The following is a 19,481-nucleotide window of genomic DNA, read 5'->3' as shown; positions in this document are numbered from 1 at the left end:
TCCACGGATTTCTAGTAGAGAGGAAATACAATAGCAATATTAATCCTATTTCCTTCAAATGTCAATAAGAACTATTTAAAGACAGGGGCGATCTTTTCCACAACACTACTTGTTGCTCCTTCAATCATTGGCCAGTCCTCTTTCCATATTACCCTATCCAATAATAACATGCGGCGATTTCCCCCTGTAGAAACACGGGGCCGCTTGGGGTCCATGGCGTGATAAAGTAGCCAGTCATTGCCCTGCTCGTCGCTTATAATCCGGGAGGTATGCCCCGTGCCCACAAATTTATCATTCCCTTTCAGCAATAATGTTCCACTTCCCCTTTGTCTCAAATCACGGCCTTCCTGATCCAAGTAAGGGCCCTTCAAAGTTTTTGATCGGCCAACGAGGACATGGTAAGTACTTTTTTCGCCTTCACAACAGGAGCCCTTTGAGCCGATAAAGTAATAATAACCTTTTCTTTTGTGGATTACCACAGCTTCAAAATCACCGGCTGCAACCTTAAATTTCTTGTTAAGATCGGGTACCTGCATACCATTGTCATCCAAAGGTACACCATAGGTCCCCTGCGCAGCGGTATCGCTAAAACTTCCCCAGAAGAGGTAGTTCTGGTTATTTACCCTGAAAAAATAGGGGTCTATCGAATTGGGGACATCGATCGATTTACTATCGAACAGTTTGCCCTGATCCAAAAATGGTCCTTCGGGTTTGTCCGCTACTGCCACCCCAATACCGGGATTAGGATCGCCCCAGGTGGAGTAAGCATAGTACATCATATATTTCCCGTTCAATAACACTACATCCGGCGCCCAAATCCCACCTTCCGGCTTCCAGTTTGGCTTGACTGAAAATGCCGTCCCTATCCAGGTCCAATGCACCAGATCTTTTGACTGCAAAATAGAAACTAAACGCTGCCCCTTACCATCCCCCCAATTGTCAGCTGTTCCATAAGCATAAAATAACTTATTCTGTGGATTACGTATAACTGTAGGGTCTGCAAGTATCGGTTCAAAGACAGGATTTATGTAAATCTTGTTTTTAACGGAGGACCGCACGGTCTGAACAGTTTGTGTGACTGAACCTGAAGAACTTCTACATGAGTTCAACAGGCACAGGCATAAAACTCCACTCCAATATTTTAATGAGGTCGACTGCAGCATTTCATCAATTTTATGTTATCCCGATTTCCATTCATTGCGTCCATTTAATACTATTTTGTTGGTGCATGGTATAAGGGCTGATGGGCTGTATTTAATTCCGCTTCAGGCATTTTTACCACCTTACGATCATAAGTCATTAAACCATTGGTTTCCACCTCAACATCTGTCGTCTGTGTATAAACTGCTGCCGACAGTCCCATTGGAATAAGTCGTGTCAGATCACGGATGAGTTGTTTATATCGTTCGAGAAGTTCGGTTTTATTTTTAAAGCTCTGGTACCCCCAATTGTCCTTTTGCTGCCAGGAGTGGCCATCAATCGGAAGGCCCAATCCACCAAATTCTCCAAGTGCCAGCACTTGGTTAGCCCCAAATAATTTTGGATCCGGCATCGCTGCATCCGGGTAATTGTGTATATCCAATATATGACCCGTCTCCATAAAATTACCACCACTCGCGCTATTTACCAATCGGGATGGGTCATTGGCCATGGTCCATTCGGTAATCTCTTTTGTCTTAAACTGGCCCCAAGCTTCATTAAAAGGCACCCAAATCACAATGCTCGGATAATTATGCAAAACTTCCATGATGGTCTTCCACTCTTTTCTATAGTAGCCCTCAGACTCCTGCGAACGTATTTTGTCCCGATTTCCACCGGATATTTTTCCTGGTTGCATATCCCAATGATTTCCCCCCAGGTCACCACTTGGCATATCTTGCCAGACAAGCATACCGATACTGTCACAATAGCGGTACCAACGCGCTGGTTCAACCTTAATATGTTTACGGATCATATTAAAACCCATTTCTTTTGTCTTGATCACATCAAACTTTAACGCTTCATCCGTAGGTGCTGTATGCAAGCCATCGGGCCACCAGCCTTGGTCAAGTGGTCCATATTGAAAGGTAAACTTGTTGTTCAATAGAAGCCGCTGTATTCCGTTTTCATCTTTTCCCATTGAAATTTTACGCATCGCAAAATAGCTTCTTGCTTGGTCAATGACCTTCCCTTTGCGGACTAACTGAATTTCTAAATCATAAAGCTTCGGATTATTGGGCGACCAGGCAACCAAATTAGGTACGGCAAGCTCGAAAAGCGTATTTGGTTGCCCCACCTGTTCTTTAATAACCTGAGTCCCGTTTAGTGCCCGCACTTTAATTTCATCTCCGGCCCGGCTACCTGCTACTGTTGCTTGAAAGGCAAGTACTCCTTCATCCAAGTGCGGCGTCTGCTTTGTAGTCACAATATAGGATTGTGGTACACTTTCCAGCCATACTGTTTGCCATATCCCGGTAACTGGTGTATACCAAATACCATTCGGACGATTGACCTGTTTACCCCTAGGTTGTGGACCATCGTCCGTAGGATCCCATACACGTATAGCGATTTCCTGTTTGGCTCCCTTTTTGAGAAAACGGGTTACATCCATTGAAAAAGGATCAAAACCGCCTTCGTGCCTACCGACCAGTTGACTATTTACATACACATCACATTGCCAGTCCACGGCTCCAAAATGCAGCAAGACATTATTTTTATTGACCGACTTGTCCAAGGTAACGGTATTGGTATACCATAATGCCTTATCCTTACCCACTTCCTTACCGACTCCAGAAAGTGCGGATTCAATCGCAAAGGGAACCAAAATATCTCCATCCCATTGTTGAGGTATGTCCTTCACATTGACAGGAGTAATGGCATATTTCCATAAACCATTTAAATTTTGCCAATTATTTGTTCGTACCAGTTGTGGTCTCGGATATTCCGGATGGGGTTGATGTACAGTCACTTTTTCACCCCATGAGGTCAATATGTGATCGCCAGCCGGTTTCCATTCCTGTGCAAAATTCAATTGTGCAGCCATCATCAAACTGGCAAAAAACAAGGTTTTCTTCATCATAAAAATCGTTATATCATTTATATCTTTTATTACTTTACTGTCGGAAATGCGGCGATACGCAAACGGGCCGCCCCCATTGGAATCAATTCAACTTCTTTTACGGCTGCCTGACTTTCGACCGGACTCAAGGGCAATACCCCTGTCAATCCATTTTCATCTATTTTCCAACCATCAATTCGTTTCGCTTTTACCAAAATAGAAATGGGCACCGCATCTGCTTCAAATGGAAAGGCATCTTTTGGCCAGGCCCGTTTGACTACTTTCAATTGATCCGGAGCAAGCAATTGATCTTGAACAAGGCCATAATTCCAATCACTTGCCGGAAGGATCTCGTAAGAAGGCCATTTGGTCGGATCAGCAGTTTCCTGCCATTTTGAGTCACCAATTGCCGAAGCTTTACTATCCTTTTGTACGTAATTTTCCTTAATCTTTAGGGCATAGGTCAATGGGCCCCGTTGAATACTCACGGCATTTTTATTCGTTGTCCAGGTATTCAACTCAATGGACATTGGCAACAAAAGCTCAACCTGATCTCCATCTTTCCATTTTCTGTCAATCCGAATATACTTCGCGCCAGCTGCTACATTCTGTGTCTTTCCATTAATTTTGACCTGTGCCTGTTTTGCCCAGGCAGGAACCCGCAAGTAGAATGGGAAATCAATAGCCTTTCCATTCGTTCCTATTGCAAAACGGATTGATTCTTCGAATGGATAATTGGAGCTTTGTTGAATCTGAATTTTTTGGTTATCTGCGACTTTGATATCCGCGTTGGATGCAGCATAAAGTACCGCAGCAACGCCATTATCGTTCGTTGCCATATACAGGTGTTCTGCATAGTATGGCCATCCTTGACTATGATTGTGCTGGCAACAGCGTGAACTAAAAGGGTTCATCATCAAAAACGGGCCGTTGTTATCAATGCCCGGAGCATGATTGTGACTATCACTAATGCTCATATTGGGGCTAGTGATATAACGTAGCGCTTTGAAATCAGCTGTTACCGCTGCCGGATACGTATTGAAGGCCACGTCTTCCGCATGATCTGCCCAAAAAGGATCGCCCGTGATTCCCAGAAGGATCTCATTGGAGGCCATCTGTTCGACCATACCGCAGGTTTCGACTCCTTGCCTAGGGTCGGTATATCCCGGACGGGCATTTTCATCGGCACCGAACATTCCGCCCGGCACTTGGCCAAATACCTGTCTGACAAAGTGAAAATTATTGTAAGTCGCCTTCAGATCTTCAGCGGACTGACTTTTGAGATAATAAGTCGCCGGCTCCCTGAAACATTGTGCAACATTGACATTGTGCCAGTTGGGCAAGTCATCTTTTTGCCTCCAGTTGGCCGTATTACGATGGATTTTATCGGCGAGGTCCATCAACCATTCATTCCCTTGAGTCCGATTATAAAGCCAATAGACCGATAATAAATTATCCCCACCGCGACTATTTTCCCAGTAGTCTTTTAGAAAAAAGCTATCGGGCAAACTCGCCTGCCATCTAAAGTAGTTTGTCATTAAGGTTAGCACACGTTGATCAGCACTATATTCGTAATAGGATTGTAGACACCAGAGCATAATCATATTTCCCCATAAATCGGGTTTATTGTTGCGCAGGATCAGGGGGCCAAAGTAGCCATCTGGCCGTTGACTCTTCATGGCTGCCTCCAACCATATTTTTGACTCCGCGATTATTTTTGGATCTTTCAGAATATAGCCCAGATTTGCATAGCCTTTTAACCAGTAAGGAACTTCTTCCCAGCCATAATCACCCTTTCCGTCTGCGCTCAGCCAGGCATTATTTTTTTTTGATAACCAGGCACTGATCTCACCAAGGTGACCAGTAAGACCATTTTTTTGTAACTCCAAATACTTTCCTAACCAACCTTGAGGAACAATACTTCCTACAGGCAATTTTAGCAGGGCATTCTGTTTTAACGGCAAGCGGTTGTTAATATAGTTTAGATTTTTACCCTCTACCGGTAGTTGATCAACAGCGACGACGGCATTGCTCTGCGCTGAACTTAGAAAACAAATTCCAATTAAATAAGATAATAGACCTATTTTTTTTGTCATTATTGGCTTGATTAGTTTTATAACTGATTATCCAAAAATAAGGTTTAATCAATGAGTTGGACGATTGATTTTTCTCAAAAAACTGCCTATTTGTATCAAAAGAAGAAAGCACATCCCCATAGAGATGTACTTCCAAAACCAATCATTATTAATCTATACTATTTTATTGAAAAACGATACAGGGATTTTGTTTGATAGATCTCTCCGGGGTTTACAATTGTGGTTGGAAAACTGGCTTGATTTGGCGCATCCGGAAAATGCTGCGGTTCTAAACAGAAAGCTGTCCGAAACGAATCTTTTTTACCATTTTTTAACTGCACTTGCTCATTCATAAAGTTACCGCTATAGAATTGAATCCCCGGTTCGGTGGTCAAAATATCCATGATAATACCAGACTTATCTCCCACGACATGTGCAGCCTTATACCATTCACCTTCTTTCTCCTTGCTCAACACAAAATTATGGTCATATCCTTTTCCATAGGTGAGCTGCCTGTCATCGGTATTGAGATCTTTTCCAATAGTCTTGGGAGAGGTAAAATCAAACGGTGTTCCTTTTACTTCGGCCAATTGTCCCGTAGGTATCAAAGTACTGTCGACGGGCGTATATTGATTGGCAAACAATTGAAGCTGATGGTCTAAAATTGTTCCGCTACCCTCGCCGTTCAAATTAAAATAAGCATGATTTGTTAAATTGATCACTGTCTTTTTATCGGTTTCAGCCCGATAAGTGATCATCAATTCATTGCTGTCATTGAGTGTGTAGGTAACTTCCATCTGAATATTTCCCGGGAACCCTTCTTGCCCATCGGGTAATGTATACGCAAAAGTAAGCGATGAAGGGTCCGACTTCTTCAGGGTCCAATGCGCAAAATGTACGCCTCTAAAGCCGCCGTGCAATGTATTAGGTCCATTATTGACCGCCAGCGTATAGTCCTTGCCATCCAGCTTAAATTTTCCTTTTGCGATACGATTTCCGAAAGGCCCTACAATCGTTCCAAAAAATGGTTCTTTGGGGTTATTATAATCAACGGCTTTAGAAAATCCCAAAACAACATCACACAATTTACCCGTATGGTCAGGCACCCACAGACCGACAATACGTGCACCAAAATTTGTAAAATAGGCCTGTACACCATTTTTGTTGGTCAATTCGTATAAATAGACTTTTTTGGTATCGATTGTTGTACTAAATGATGCAGTGTCCATCAAGGCTGCAATCGTATCATTTGGGGAACCTTTTGAACTATTCGTCTGTTGACAAGACAGACAACAACAAGTCAGTATACCGGAAATACCCAGCAACAGCAATTTTCCTTTCATTTATTATGATTTAAATCGTTTATAATCTTTATGGAATGACAACGTGCGTTGTTATCTATATTTTTTATAATTTTATTGGTTACAATACAGATACTAAAATCCAATTTTTTTTTATTTTTTTGGGATTAAATTGTTTCAATTTTAAGCTATTTTGTATCAATAACCAAATGATCATGATCAACCTCAAGCCGCTGCATTTTTTATTTTTCTTGCTGTTGTCTCCTTTGCTGATCCGGGCACAGCCTTATTATTTTAACCATTATCAGATTAATGAGGGGCTTTCAAACAATGCAGTGATCTGTAGTATGCAAGATAGTTACGGATTTCTCTGGTTTGGCACTAAAGATGGTCTGAACCGATTTGACGGAAATAGTTTCAAACATTTTGACGCCTCCACCTCTGAAAAAAACAGCTTAGGAGGCAACAATATCATCTCCCTGAAAGAAGATTTCAGGAGAAGGATCTGGATTGGCACCGACCAAGGAATCTACTGTTACAACCCCATTGATGAACAGTTTAGGTTGTTAAGTAAACAGTTCGAAAATTCGGATGTACCCGTTATCATTACAGATCAAAAAAAACGAATCTGGTTTATATCGAACGGTATGCTCTATTACCATCATCTGATCAGCAACGAAATTAAACAAATTACCAGATCAGATCTCTATATTACGGCAGTCAGTTGCACGAAAAATGGAACTATTTTCTTTGGTACTCCGGAAGGAAAAATTTTCCGGATCAATAATGCCGACGAACCAGTTCTCCTATTAGACTTTCAATTAAAATATGGTGCAAAGGATTGGTTCAGTATCGAAAAAATAACGGAGAACCGTAAAGGGGAGTTATTGATCGGCACTTCCAAATCTGGCGTTTATATATACGATTTAACGAAAAAAAGCTTAAAATCCATCTTAGGCCCAGACCGCTTAGAGCAATTTCTCTATGTCAGGGATATCCTTCAGCCGAATGATACCGAGTATTGGTTTGCAACTGAATCCGGGCTTTTCATTTATCAAATTGCGGATCAAAGTTTTATCAATATTCAAAAAGAACAGGAGAACCCATGGGGTATTTCTGACAATGCCGTTTATAACATTCTCCAGGACAGGGATCGAGGAATCTGGCTTGGGACGTATTTTGGTGGTGTTAATTACTATCATAAGAATAACAGCATAATCGAAAAATTTTTACCTCAGGATAAACCCGGTAGCTTAAAGGGATCTGTCGTACGTATCATTACCAAAGACCCTACAGGCAATGTCTGGATCGGCACTGAAAATGGCGGTTTGTCCAAACTAGACCCTATTTCCGGAAAAATCAAAAATTTCTCTGAAAAACAGGGAAATCTGGCAAACAATAATATTCATGGAATTCTACCCTTTGACAATAAAATATTGGTCGGTACTTTTGTCAACGGACTGGATATTTTTGATCCCGGACAAGAAAAAGTTGTTTACCACATTGATCGAAATAGTTATTCCAACACCGATCTACAGAGCAATTTCCTCTTTTATCTGTATAAAACAAGGAAGGGAGAGATTTTAGCAGCTTCCACCCGTGGTTTGTATCGTTTTAATTTCTCCAGTAAATCTTTTCATATCCTCCGAAACGTTCCCGAATATATGTTTTACACAACCGTGCTTGAAGATAAACAGGGAAATATCTGGTTAGGCACCTGGAGGGATGGCTTATTCTACTTCAATCCGACTACAGGAGCTTTCAAGCATTATACGCATAATAAGGAAGATCAAACTTCCCTACCAAACAACCGAATCAATAGTCTATTTGAAGACTCCCAAAAACAGATCTGGGTTGCTACAGAAGGCGGAATGGCCAAAAAGCAGCCTACAGGTAACGGGTTTGAAAAAATAGGCATACATGAAGGTATGCCCAGCAACGTGATCCTGGCTATTCTTGAGGATCAGCAAAATAACCTCTGGGTAAGCACCTCCAAAGGACTGGTCCGTTATCATTTGTCGAATGGAAAAAAAAGGATTTTTAACTTAGAATCGGGCTTACCGTCCATCCAGTTCAATTACAATTCCTCCTTTAATGATGGGCAGGGCAATTTTTATTTTGGCACGATCAACGGTTTAATCCGTTTTGATCCAAAAAAACTCAATCAGATCAGTTATAATACAGGAATTCCGATCTATATCACAAACCTCTATATCAATAACAAAGCGATTAACCAGTATACTGATGGCAATATACTCTCCAAATCCATCCTATTCACGGATAAAATTCAATTGAAACACGATGAATCATCCTTTAGTCTTGATTTTGCCGCACTGCATTACCAAGCCCCCCATTCTATCCATTACAGTTACAAGATGGAAGGCCTAGATAATAACTGGGTTGATATCACCAGCAATCAACGGGCTTATTTCACCAAGCTTGCACCGGGAGACTATATTTTTACGGTTAAAGCTGAAGATCCCAACGGAAATGTTATTCCTACGTCTGCAAGTCTTAAAATTGTTATTCTTCCCCCGATCTGGGCAAGTATACCTGCTTACATCTGTTATGCATTTATTCTTATCGCGCTTATTATATTTATTATTTATCATTTTAATGAAAAGATAAAACAACGAAACCGTCAACATTTACTGACCGTTCAAAATCTTCGCGAACAAGAGCTCTATCGCTCAAAAATCAATTTTTACACGGATGTAGTCCATGAAATACGTACACCATTAACCTTGATTAAAGCGCCCTTGGAAAAACTTATGGACAAGGTCGAACATAATCCAATAACAGACAAGCTCTTGACGACCATGCAGAACAATACCGAAAAATTGATTGCTCTCAGTAACCAGTTGCTGGATTTTAGGCAAGTCGAAACGGAAAGCTTTAAATTACATTTTGAGCTGGAAAACATTAGTCAGGCAGTACAAAAAATCAGCAATGATTTCAGTGTGACGGTTCAAGCCATGGGAAGAAACATGACGGTCACCATCGCTCCCGATATCATGGGGTACATTGATATAGATGCTTTTGATAAAATCTGTTATAACCTGTTCAATAATGCCTTAAAATACTCATTAAAGGATATTGAAGTGAATTTAGCAGCGGAGAAACAGAAAAATATTGCTATATTGACCGTGAAAAACGACGGTGATTTAATTCCTTCAGAAGAAAGGGAACGAATTTTTGAACCATTCAATCGCTTAAAACAAAATAAGAATATTCCCGGAAGTGGTTTAGGATTAGCATTGACAAGATCCTTGGCATTAAAACATCAGGGCAATCTAGTATTTGAAGTCGAAAGTTCACGATGGAATGTATTCCGTTTGACGTTACCGCTAAACCACAGTTCAAACCAATGATTATGAATGCAAAAGCCAATTTATTAGTAGTAGATGATCATGCTGAATTACTTGAATTTATCGCAGATGACCTTAATGAAGATTACCATATTACCACCAGTACAAATGGAAATGAGGCCTTAAATTTACTCGCGTCGGAATATTTCGACTTAATCATCAGTGATGTGATGATGCCCGAAATGGATGGCTATGAGCTTTGCCAGAAAATCAAGGAAGATATTGCTTATGCACATATTCCCGTCATCTTACTGACGGCAAAAAATAGCATAGAATCAAAAATCCAAGGCTTAGAATATGGTGCTGACGCATACATCGAAAAACCATTTTCGCCTGCTTTTTTAAGAGCTCAAATTGCTAGCTTGCTAAAAAACAGGATTAAGGTCAAGGAATTTTTCATCAAGAATCCGATGTCCCAGATACAGCAAATCGGTCAAAATCAAAGTGATCAGGATTTCCTGCTCAAGATCGAAGAAATCATAATGGAACATCTGGATGATCCACAATTTAATGTAGACCGTATGGCAGACATTCTCTGCATGAGTCGGCCCACCTTATATCGAAAAATAAATCTGGTCTCAAGCCTGTCGCCAAATGAACTGATTAACCTGACAAGGCTTCGAAAAGCGGCAGAGTTACTTAGTTTAAGACAATACAAAGTCTATGAAATTTCAAATTTATTAGGTTATAGTTCAGCCACACATTTCTCCCGAAATTTCCAAAAACAATTTGGACTCAGCCCAACCGAATTCCAAGACTCGCAATTGAAATAGTAAACTATCAAACAGCGGCTTTCATTTTGATACAGATTAAATTTACATCCTGAAAATCAAATCATCGGCTGTATATTGCCGGATAGGGGCAGAAACTTACCCAGATTCACTGGAGATCGCTCTTAAATGCGACTATAAAATAAGAACCAAATTCACGGGGAATATGGTTCTTATTTTTTTCCAGGTATGGCAACTAACGTATAATTAATCTCTAGTTTACAAAATCAATCTTGCTATCCTCTCCTTAATCTGAAAATCGAGCATCTAACCTATTACCATTTGATATCTACACGTACACCATCGGGATTATTTTCAAATCCCAGCAAATACGTTTTTGTTTTCGTATCCCAATTTGCTTCCAAAAATTCCTCTTTTTTATTCACAAGAACACTCATTGGCTTACCAGGTAATAATATCCGAGAAATGTTTGTGGTATTAATCGGGCTTTTTGCAGTAAATGAATAATGATGCCCAGCCGATGTTTCATCGTAAATACGGCTTGCCGAGGCCAGTACCTGTGGCTGTTGTTTGTTTTTTATATGATCTATATTCACAAACAGCCCCTGTTCATTCGGCTGGATATTTTTGGAAGTAACAATGGGCAGAGCCGGATCATAAAGATCAATTAGATTTCCCTTCACCTGATAAGGATCATTGCTCACACTTTCATCCAATACGGCAATCAGATCGTAATTACCGCGCGTCAACGTAAAATAATTTTTAAATTGCAACTTTTCGGATTTAGGATTATTTTCATAAAGGCTCTTCGTCACGTCCAACAGTTTGAGGCTGTTATCGGGTTTGACCACAAATTCTTTGGGGTCTGATCGTAACACATAAAAAGTACCTTTTCCGTAATTATATTTCCCCTCTTCTGCCATACCGGTCTTCAGCCCCATTTTCTCAAATAGATGATCCGATGGCCGCTGGTACTGTTTGCCATTGGTGTTCCACCATTCCTGTACCGATTGAAAAGGATCGAGATCGGTACCGCAATAAATCAGAACACCACCATTTTTCACCCAATCTGCAAGGTACTGATGCGCTTCGGGAGCTAGGGGTTTCATATTGGAGTAAGACATTAGGAGTACCTTCGTCTCCGCCAGAGCATCCTTAATTCCTAAATTCTCCAGATGAACTGTTTTTATGGGCACCCCACGTTTTAGAAAAGGAAGAGCAAGACCGTAAAAGTTGGCCAGTTGTGGATCGTCATATCCGGCATGCGTCGGAAAACGCTGAAACATCAACGAATTTGCCAGCAGGACACTAATTCCTGTCGATCCGGAAACTTGACTTGCCGTTTTTGGCATATTATTCAGGCTATTGATCATTATCTGCATCTGAGTCGAATAATGCCGCGGTATTTTTTCCTTTTGGTCGCTATCGGGACTTGTCTTATACAGTCCCTCATAGATACGTTCGGGCCAGGGCATCACTTCATAATCAGCGATATTCGGATATAGCAGCTGCGCTGTGAACGTAGCTTGGTAATTTTTCTTATAATCGGCCCAATCTCGCGGCCAATCTTCGATCGGGTCCGTCAGGAAAAACATCTTTCGTCCGGTGGGTGCGGTCATAGATTCCATTGCACCGTACTCCAGAAAAGCAGTTTCGAAAACACGTTCTTTCGCGACACCATTAAAATAGTTGGGTTCACGCGAAGTCCCTGTCCATACCTGCGCGATATAACCATCCACACACGGAAGCGAAGCCAAACTCGCTTCAGGACTGACGATCATCCACTGCGAATAGTTGATCAAGGAATGCGTGGGCACATAGCATTTTACGTCCATTCCCTTGGTTTTCCCGTACGACTTCGCATAGGTAAAGACTTCATTCAGTGCATTGAGGTATAAAGCATACTTTAATTTATTCGATAAGTAAGTATTTTCTGGCGATTCATGCTGCGGTCGCCACTCAAAACCATAGTACTTTTTCCATTCTTTCTTAAATGATTCACTGTAACCCGCGCGTGCCCAGAATTCCGGTTCTTCCATAAATATGGCGTCAATCCCAGCATCAATAACCCGCTTAACATGCAGCTCTTTGATGTACTTTAAATAATTTGCTGTAGGAACAATATAGGGAACCATATGACCATGCCAGATGGTATCACCTTTTACGTCAACTTGCCCCTCATCCAAGTGCATCTTTCCATCCCATTTTCCTGTAAAGTAATCTTGATACTCGCCCCAGGCAATCCCGGTCATAAAATGGGTAATATATCCCTTATCACGCCAAGATTTCACGCGCTCTTCAAATGGAATCTTTCGAGACTTGTCAGATGGATTCCCCCCTGTTCCATAGACCATCACCGCGTCCGCCCGGTTGTCAATGGTCGGGCGCCATTCTCTGGAACTCTGAAATGTCGTCTTTACGGGATCTTTTCTTTGAGCGAACACAGGAAGCGTCGTCAGCGTCAATAAAGCGAGTATATTCGTTTTAATCATAATCTATTGTTTATTTCCATTGCTATTACTTATCGTTTACTTCTGCATTTTTTATACTATGCAATATGATTTTATCATGTTTATTGGTCTACCAGCTGAACCAGTCTTATTCAAAATCCAACTGCAACATTGATCTTTTAAACAGACCGGCTCAACATGGTTGTAGATTCCCTTATGGAATATCTACCCGCTTGGCTTCGTTGTAGTTCCACCTACGGGTACCTGTTCCACGGGGGGTATCGTAATTAATTCGTGATGCCGCCCGAATGAAGACCGTGCGACCTTTTGGGATTTCACCAATAGATTCAAGATCAATAACCTGGCCCAATTTCGCGTTAAAGCTGTCGCCACCATACTCGATTTTGCTGGACCATCGTTCATCGCGTGCCCTATATCCTACCGTGGAGGAGTAGCTCACAAAGAACTGTATATCCGTGACATTCAAAAAATCAGGACTATAACTTCCTAGAGGCTCGATCTTATCTCGAAAAAACTGTTCGGTTATGGCACGGGTAATCTTTACCTTGGCTTTTACCTTTCCGTTTTCGACAACAGGGTTTCCTACCCATTCTACTTTGAGAAAAGGATGCACCTCCATCTTGATCTCATGTGAACCATTCAGCTCCATGTTTTTGCTGTCATCTGACAGCACCTTGCCATCACCGTCTGTACGCACCAATGGTATAAAAGGCCCGTCTACGGTGATGTTATAATTACCTTTAAATAATTTGGTATGTTGAAATGTTCCATCGGGCATGCAATAGAAGTCAGGGTTGTGCTCCACATTATCTCCCCAGCTAAGCTCTGTCAATCGGACACGGATACCTTCACTGCCCTGATCGGTCAATATAGGTTCACCAGTCTGTGCGTCAACGACAATTCCTTTTAATGCCACAGAAGGGGCTTCATAATTATCTGCCTCAAAGAGGCTACACGAACTCAGCATACATAATATGCCTATCGCACCAAAAATACTATTTTTCATTTCTTGTAATTCATTATACGTTAATATTAGAAATTCACCCCGCACAGGTAAAACGTGCTTGGCGCATTCACGCTCGCAGCACAGCATACTTATTTATCGGTTGGGTTGTTGGTCGATCACTGGACTTTTAGCCACCTCTCCACCGGGAATTTCAAAATAATAGTCTACAGGTGTGTACCGGAATGTTTTGGTACTTACCCATTGGAATCGTGCATCAAAGAAGTATTTACCTGTTGAGGTGGAAAAAAATGGATACAATCCTCTGAATCTAAAGTTCTCATTATTACTGTATAGGTTTTTATCCTTTTGTGTTCCCCAGAAACCATCCCGGCCTTCAAAATGCAATACCCGCCAGCGACGTAAGTCCCATTTCGCCTTATGCTCAAATGCGAGTTCTTTGCGACGTTCCCTTCTGACAATATCTCTTCCGGTATTATCACCGGTAATGGTGCCTGTTAATAAATCCGCTCCCGCGCGCGTGCGAATCTCATTGACAGCGCCTGTCGCTGTCTGTAAAGGGTCGCTTCCATCGGCAGGATTCGCACCTAGCATTTTTAGTTCAACGGCTGCTTCGGCAGCGTTTAATAAGACCTCAGCATAACGCATCAAAATAAAGGGCTGATCAGATTTTCCTTCTCCAACTTCTTTTGCCGGATTTGTGTTGAGCCATTTACGCACATAAAAACCTGTTAATGTCGCTTCCCCATTATCGAAGAACGGCCCTTCGTTTCCGGCAGCATTCATTTTTTGTCCATTATAATCCACCGTTTGCTGACCACTGCCATCTCTTGGACTTAGATACAAGGTCTTTGGTGAACCGGTATAAGCACCCAGCTGTTGATAACGCGTATCCGCTGTAGCATAGGAATAATCTGTAAACAAAGGTTTTATAGGTGTTTGACCGGTATAAATCCCGGCCCGTATATCCATCTTTCTTTCCTTGAAGATATCATCGGGAAAAATAACATAAGCACGCAGACGGGGTTCCGCATTTTTAAAGAAGTCCATCGGTTTGTCATACAGCTTATATTCGCCCTCCTTATTGTTCTGTCCGGTGGTCACTTTGACGGTTCCGTCAGCATATTTGTCAAATCCATCAAACAATTCCATAAAATCCACCGTAGGACAGGTGCCTGCAGAAAGTGGTGATCTAAAAGTGAAAGGCGAGCTAAAGGCATCAAAACTATGTGTCAAGGTCGGATAGACATATTCCTTGACGTAGATATTTTCAGGACTACTGAGGTCACTGAACATATCCACCATATTTTGATATTGTGCCTCTTTATCGTTCGCTGTCCATTTCTTTTTATACAGAGAATAGCCACCTGCTGTTATTACTTGTCGGGCAGCAGCATAGGCTTCCGAAAAATACTTTTGCGAAGCAGCTTTTGCTGTAGCGGCATCAAAACCGATAACCCGCACCCCCGTTTTCCTTCCGAGACCTGTCAGGCGGCCGGAAACAGTTTCATTGTATTTAGCCACACTTCCCGCATAGAGCATGGCTTCGGATTTAAAAGAAAGCGCCACAAATTTATTGGAGTAACCTGTTTTGGGACTTTTTGGAAGCATTAATTTGATCGCTTCATCATAATCTTTAAGGATCTGGTTCCAGGTATCTTCTTCACTCGAACGGGGAATTTCCAGATTAGCTGAGGTATTTGGATATTGTAAGACTTTGGTGACCAATGGTACACCACCGAAGCGTCGTGCCATGGCGTAAAATACTGTTGCCCGAACATAGTATCCTTCACCTAAATAATGATTGTAAAGATCCTCAGAAAACTTGTCCTTGTAATTGGGTAAATTCTCGATTAAATGGTTCGCATCCCGAAGTAATTCGAATGCTCTTTCCCAATAGGCTGTCCTTTCACCTGTAAAAGAAGTGCTGATGCCATCCCTGGTCACAGCTTCCCCAGTTCCTTCAATACCGATGGCAGCCAGCCAACCATTAAATTCTATACCCCATTGTGCCATATACTTGAAATCTTCGAAAGGCATTAGGCTATACATCCTGGCCATGTAAATATCCATACCGGCGGGCGAGCTCAACAGATCTTGATCTGTAACCACATTTTTGGGCGTAATATCCAGATCGGCACAACCCGTTAGTCCGATTGAGCCAGCTAATGATAATATAATGAGTAATTTTTTCATCTGTATAAATTGCTTTTCAATTGTAATGAAGCTATCAGATTTATTCATTCCCAATATGATTGAATAAATCATGACGGTTTCATTGAAATATTTTTTTGCGTGCTAAAAAGTAAGCGATAGGCCTAATGAATAGGTCTTATTCAATGGATACATCCGTCCTAAGTCATCATCCGGATGTTCTGGATCCACAAATCGTACGCCTGTTATTGTGAAAAGATTATAGGCATTCGCGTACACGCGTAAACGCATCGTGGACGAAGGCTTTAGATTTGAGAAAGTATACCCTAGTTCAACACTCTTCAATCTCAAGTAAGCTGTACTGACGCGATTGAATTCAGAGTTTTCCATTGGATATCTTCCGGTAAAGGCATAATATCCTTTCACCCATGCTGTTGCTGGATCATAGGGATCAGCTAAAGGATCCATGGGATGCCAGCGATCGAGATATTGTTCCAATGTTCCGCCACCATTTGATCCCCAGATTGCATAGAGAGGTTCTTTATACTGCATGGAACCGAGAGCAGACCCCTGCAATAATAAGTTCATGTCAAAATTTTTGTAGGAAGTCTCAAGGTTCATACTATAGTTAACCCAAGGCGTCTGGTCAAAGGCAAATGGGTGTTCATCCTGACCATTGATTTCACCATCACCGTTCCAATCCAGGTATTTATAGTCTCCGGGCAATACATCACGCTCTTTATAAATCGGATAGCTCCAGATATCTTCCCAGTTTTCGTATCTACCGGCAGATTCATATCCAAACTGGAGTCCCTGATATCTATTGTTGAGGTTATCATTCCGCCATCGATCGTAAGAATTTTTGTAAGGGCCATTTTCGACGGAAGTCAGGTACTTATTCCTTGTCACTGTGGCGATCGCGCGAATATTATAGGAGAAATCATTGATCTTATTGCGATGTTTCAATTCCAGTTCCAGTCCCATATGACGATCGCTATCCGCATTTTGCAAGGGCGGAACAGCTCCGATCACTGTAGGGAATTCGCTTTCTGGACGTTTAAATAATCCATTCCGCGTACGTTCAAAATAATCTAATGTAAATCCAAACAGACCATTCCAGCCTTCGAAGTCTATACCTGCATTGAAAGTCTTTGCAGTAAACCATGTAATCAACTCGTTTGCAATAGGTTTTCGAGTAACCCCAGTAACGTATTTACCACCAAAAATATAACCCGGAGCATACTGGTTATTATAGCCGTTTTCGGCATTGCCACTGACTGCGGGATAGATATATCCCGGAAGCCAACCAAAATCCCAATCTTTAATCTGATCATCACCCAATGCGCCATAACTTGCTCTCAGTTTTAACTGATTAACAAAAGAAAGTGCATCATTAGACTTGAAAAACGGTTCTTCCGATATACGCCAGCCAACTGAAGCTGATGGAAAAAATCCCCATTGATGTCCCTTTGCGAAACGCGACGATCCATCATATCGAAACTGGAATTCAGCGATGTATCGGCCTGCAAAATCATAATTCACACGCCCAAATAAAGCGGATTTCGCTTCGTTATAGTAATCTGCTATCCCAGGATACATGGAACTCATCTGTCCGTCCTCTACACCAGCTGATAGTCTATCCGAACCAAATGCCAGATTTTTTAAAGCATAGAAATTATCACCGTCATTCTTTTGGGATTCCCATCCCAAAAGCCCTGATACTTTATGCTGATCCGCAAACGTCCTGTCATAATTCAGAATAAATTGTCCCAATAGCTGCTGTTTGTCAAAAAACTCCCTTTTCATTTGATTTGGGCTACTCAAATTATAGAGTTTTTGATCATATTTACCCGTTGTTTGATTCAACGCATATTGATAATATTCCTTTCTGAATAGGGAATTGTTATCCGTGCGGTAATCATAACCAATCAATGCTTTTGCGGAAAACCCTTGCAGAAGAGGTGATAAATTACTCAGATCGTAATTCAGTGCGGCCGAGGATTGAAAGGTCTTCTTTTTGAATTTACGATACCCAGAAATATCCGCGTCCATCATTGCGACCGTATTTTGTTCTAAATCCAATCCCTCATAATTTAACAACGTGTTTTCAGGATCAGCATATGCAGCGAACAACATGCCCTGTTTCCAATAGTTTCGGATAATATCGACCGAACTTGCATAAGGATTATTTTGCTGATCGGCCATACCGCTGATATTCAGATCCAATTTCAATCCCTTGGCCAATTCTGCCGAAATATTCGAACGTAAGTTGTATTTATTATAATTGAGATCACCCGATTTAAAGAATCCTTGCTGATAGGAATAGCCTCCTCCGATATAGTATTGAATTTTATTGCTTCCGCCAGAAAAGCTAATATCGTGCTGCGTCTGCGGTGCATATTTGGAGAAGACCAACGAGGTCCAGTCTGAAGAACGCCGTTTCCCATTTCTAAAATCTTCAAAATCTTTTTCAGTATAAATCGGACTACCACCATTGATGTTGTTCATGGACTTCTCGTTGTAGATCGTCATCGCGCTGATTGCATCGGCCAATACAGGCAACCCCGAAGGTCGTTGGAAGGTATAGGAACCATTGTAATTGACCGTAGTCTTTCCTTCTTTTCCCTTTTTTGTCGTGACCAGCACAACACCATTTGCCGAACGCACCCCATAAATTGCTGCCGATGCATCCTTTAATACCGAAACCTCTTCAATATCACTTGGATTCAGACGCTGAAAGTCTTCGCTCGTACGGGGCACACCATCAATTACAACCAGTGGAGCACCAAGTCCACGAATATCGAAATTAGCACTATAGGCACCCGGCTCTGCACTCCGCTGCCACACGCGTACACCAGCCACACGACCAGTCAGCATATTCTGCGGATTTTCATTTTTCGTCTGCCGCATTTCCGTCCCCTTTACGGAGGAAATAGCCCCGGTAAGAGATTGCTTTTTCTGCGTTCCATAACCGACCACGACCACAGTTTCCAACTGAGTATCATCGCTTTGCAGGACAACATTAATCGTGGATTTTCCGTCTGTAAGCTCTTCCTTAGCGTTGAATCCTAGTGATTTAAATAAAAGCTTTTTCCCTTCAGGAACGCTAATGGAATATCTACCATCTGCGTCAGTGGTTGTCTCAATCCGAGTATCGGCATTCTGAACCGATATTGTCACTCCCGCAATTGGCTTATTGTTACTATCGAGCACTTTTCCGCTGACATTTTTCTGTTGCGCCCATCCGACGGACGGAATGCCCAGCGCCAGCAGCACGAGCAGTGTGCTGAGTCGCCGCCTTGATTTCCCTATATCCTTTTTCATTTAAATAAATTGGTTTTTAAATAGTTACTATGCTATCTGATGTATTTCATGAGCTC

Annotated in this window: 10 protein-coding genes; 2 read left to right on the top strand and 8 right to left on the bottom strand. The window is 41.7% G+C overall.

All coding sequences use genetic code 11. The features are described from left to right. Positions 1–71: 71 nt before the first annotated feature. The 4 genes from ABTV71_RS08935 to ABTV71_RS08920 all read right to left on the bottom strand — a co-directional run bounded on the left by ABTV71_RS08935 (position 72) and on the right by ABTV71_RS08920 (position 6,455). Positions 72–1,163, bottom strand: a complete 1,092-nt coding sequence (locus ABTV71_RS08935; RefSeq protein WP_433902961.1) for a family 43 glycosylhydrolase — start codon at positions 1,161–1,163, stop codon at positions 72–74. 50 nt (positions 1,164–1,213) lie between these two features. Next, the gene (locus ABTV71_RS08930) at positions 1,214–3,058 is read right to left on the bottom strand and encodes a glycoside hydrolase family 2 protein (RefSeq protein WP_433902960.1); all 1,845 of its coding nucleotides are present in this window, start codon (positions 3,056–3,058) and stop codon (positions 1,214–1,216) included. 29 nt (positions 3,059–3,087) lie between these two features. Continuing rightward, the gene (locus tag ABTV71_RS08925; protein ID WP_433902959.1) at positions 3,088–5,133 is read right to left on the bottom strand and encodes a beta-L-arabinofuranosidase domain-containing protein; all 2,046 of its coding nucleotides are present in this window, start codon (positions 5,131–5,133) and stop codon (positions 3,088–3,090) included. A gap of 158 nt (positions 5,134–5,291) precedes the next feature. Further along, complete coding sequence (locus tag ABTV71_RS08920; RefSeq protein WP_433902958.1) at positions 5,292–6,455, bottom strand: aldose epimerase family protein; 1,164 nt, start codon at positions 6,453–6,455, stop codon at positions 5,292–5,294. A 173-nt stretch (positions 6,456–6,628) separates the two neighbouring features. Here ABTV71_RS08920 and ABTV71_RS08915 point away from each other — a divergent pair, with 173 nt between their 5' ends. Next, entirely contained in the window at positions 6,629–9,784 is a 3,156-nt protein-coding gene (locus tag ABTV71_RS08915; RefSeq protein ID WP_433902957.1) for a ligand-binding sensor domain-containing protein, read from the top strand. 2 nt (positions 9,785–9,786) lie between these two features. Then, positions 9,787–10,554 carry a response regulator transcription factor gene (locus ABTV71_RS08910; protein WP_433902956.1) on the top strand — a complete coding sequence of 256 codons (768 nt, stop codon included), beginning with the start codon at positions 9,787–9,789 and terminating at the stop codon, positions 10,552–10,554. Between the two features lie 272 nt (positions 10,555–10,826). Here the strand turns inward: ABTV71_RS08910 and ABTV71_RS08905 are convergent, their stop codons facing one another. The 4 genes from ABTV71_RS08905 to ABTV71_RS08890 form a co-directional block, all read right to left on the bottom strand. Further along, positions 10,827–13,004 carry a hypothetical protein gene (locus tag ABTV71_RS08905; protein WP_433902955.1) on the bottom strand — a complete coding sequence of 726 codons (2,178 nt, stop codon included), beginning with the start codon at positions 13,002–13,004 and terminating at the stop codon, positions 10,827–10,829. Positions 13,005–13,176: 172 nt separating this feature from the next. Next, positions 13,177–13,989: a DUF3823 domain-containing protein gene (locus tag ABTV71_RS08900; protein ID WP_433902954.1), complete on the bottom strand. Its 813-nt coding sequence runs from the start codon at positions 13,987–13,989 to the stop codon at positions 13,177–13,179. 93 nt (positions 13,990–14,082) lie between these two features. After that, positions 14,083–16,143: a RagB/SusD family nutrient uptake outer membrane protein gene (locus ABTV71_RS08895; RefSeq protein WP_433902953.1), complete on the bottom strand. Its 2,061-nt coding sequence runs from the start codon at positions 16,141–16,143 to the stop codon at positions 14,083–14,085. A gap of 102 nt (positions 16,144–16,245) precedes the next feature. After that, positions 16,246–19,425 carry a SusC/RagA family TonB-linked outer membrane protein gene (locus tag ABTV71_RS08890; RefSeq protein ID WP_433902952.1) on the bottom strand — a complete coding sequence of 1,060 codons (3,180 nt, stop codon included), beginning with the start codon at positions 19,423–19,425 and terminating at the stop codon, positions 16,246–16,248. Positions 19,426–19,481 lie beyond the last annotated feature (56 nt).

Origin of the sequence: Sphingobacterium puteale (assembly GCF_050986225.1) — a bacterium.
Taxonomy (GTDB): domain Bacteria; phylum Bacteroidota; class Bacteroidia; order Sphingobacteriales; family Sphingobacteriaceae; genus Sphingobacterium; species Sphingobacterium puteale.
The sequence above is the reverse complement of the archived record's forward strand: the minus strand, read 5'-3'. Positions and strand labels throughout refer to the sequence as shown.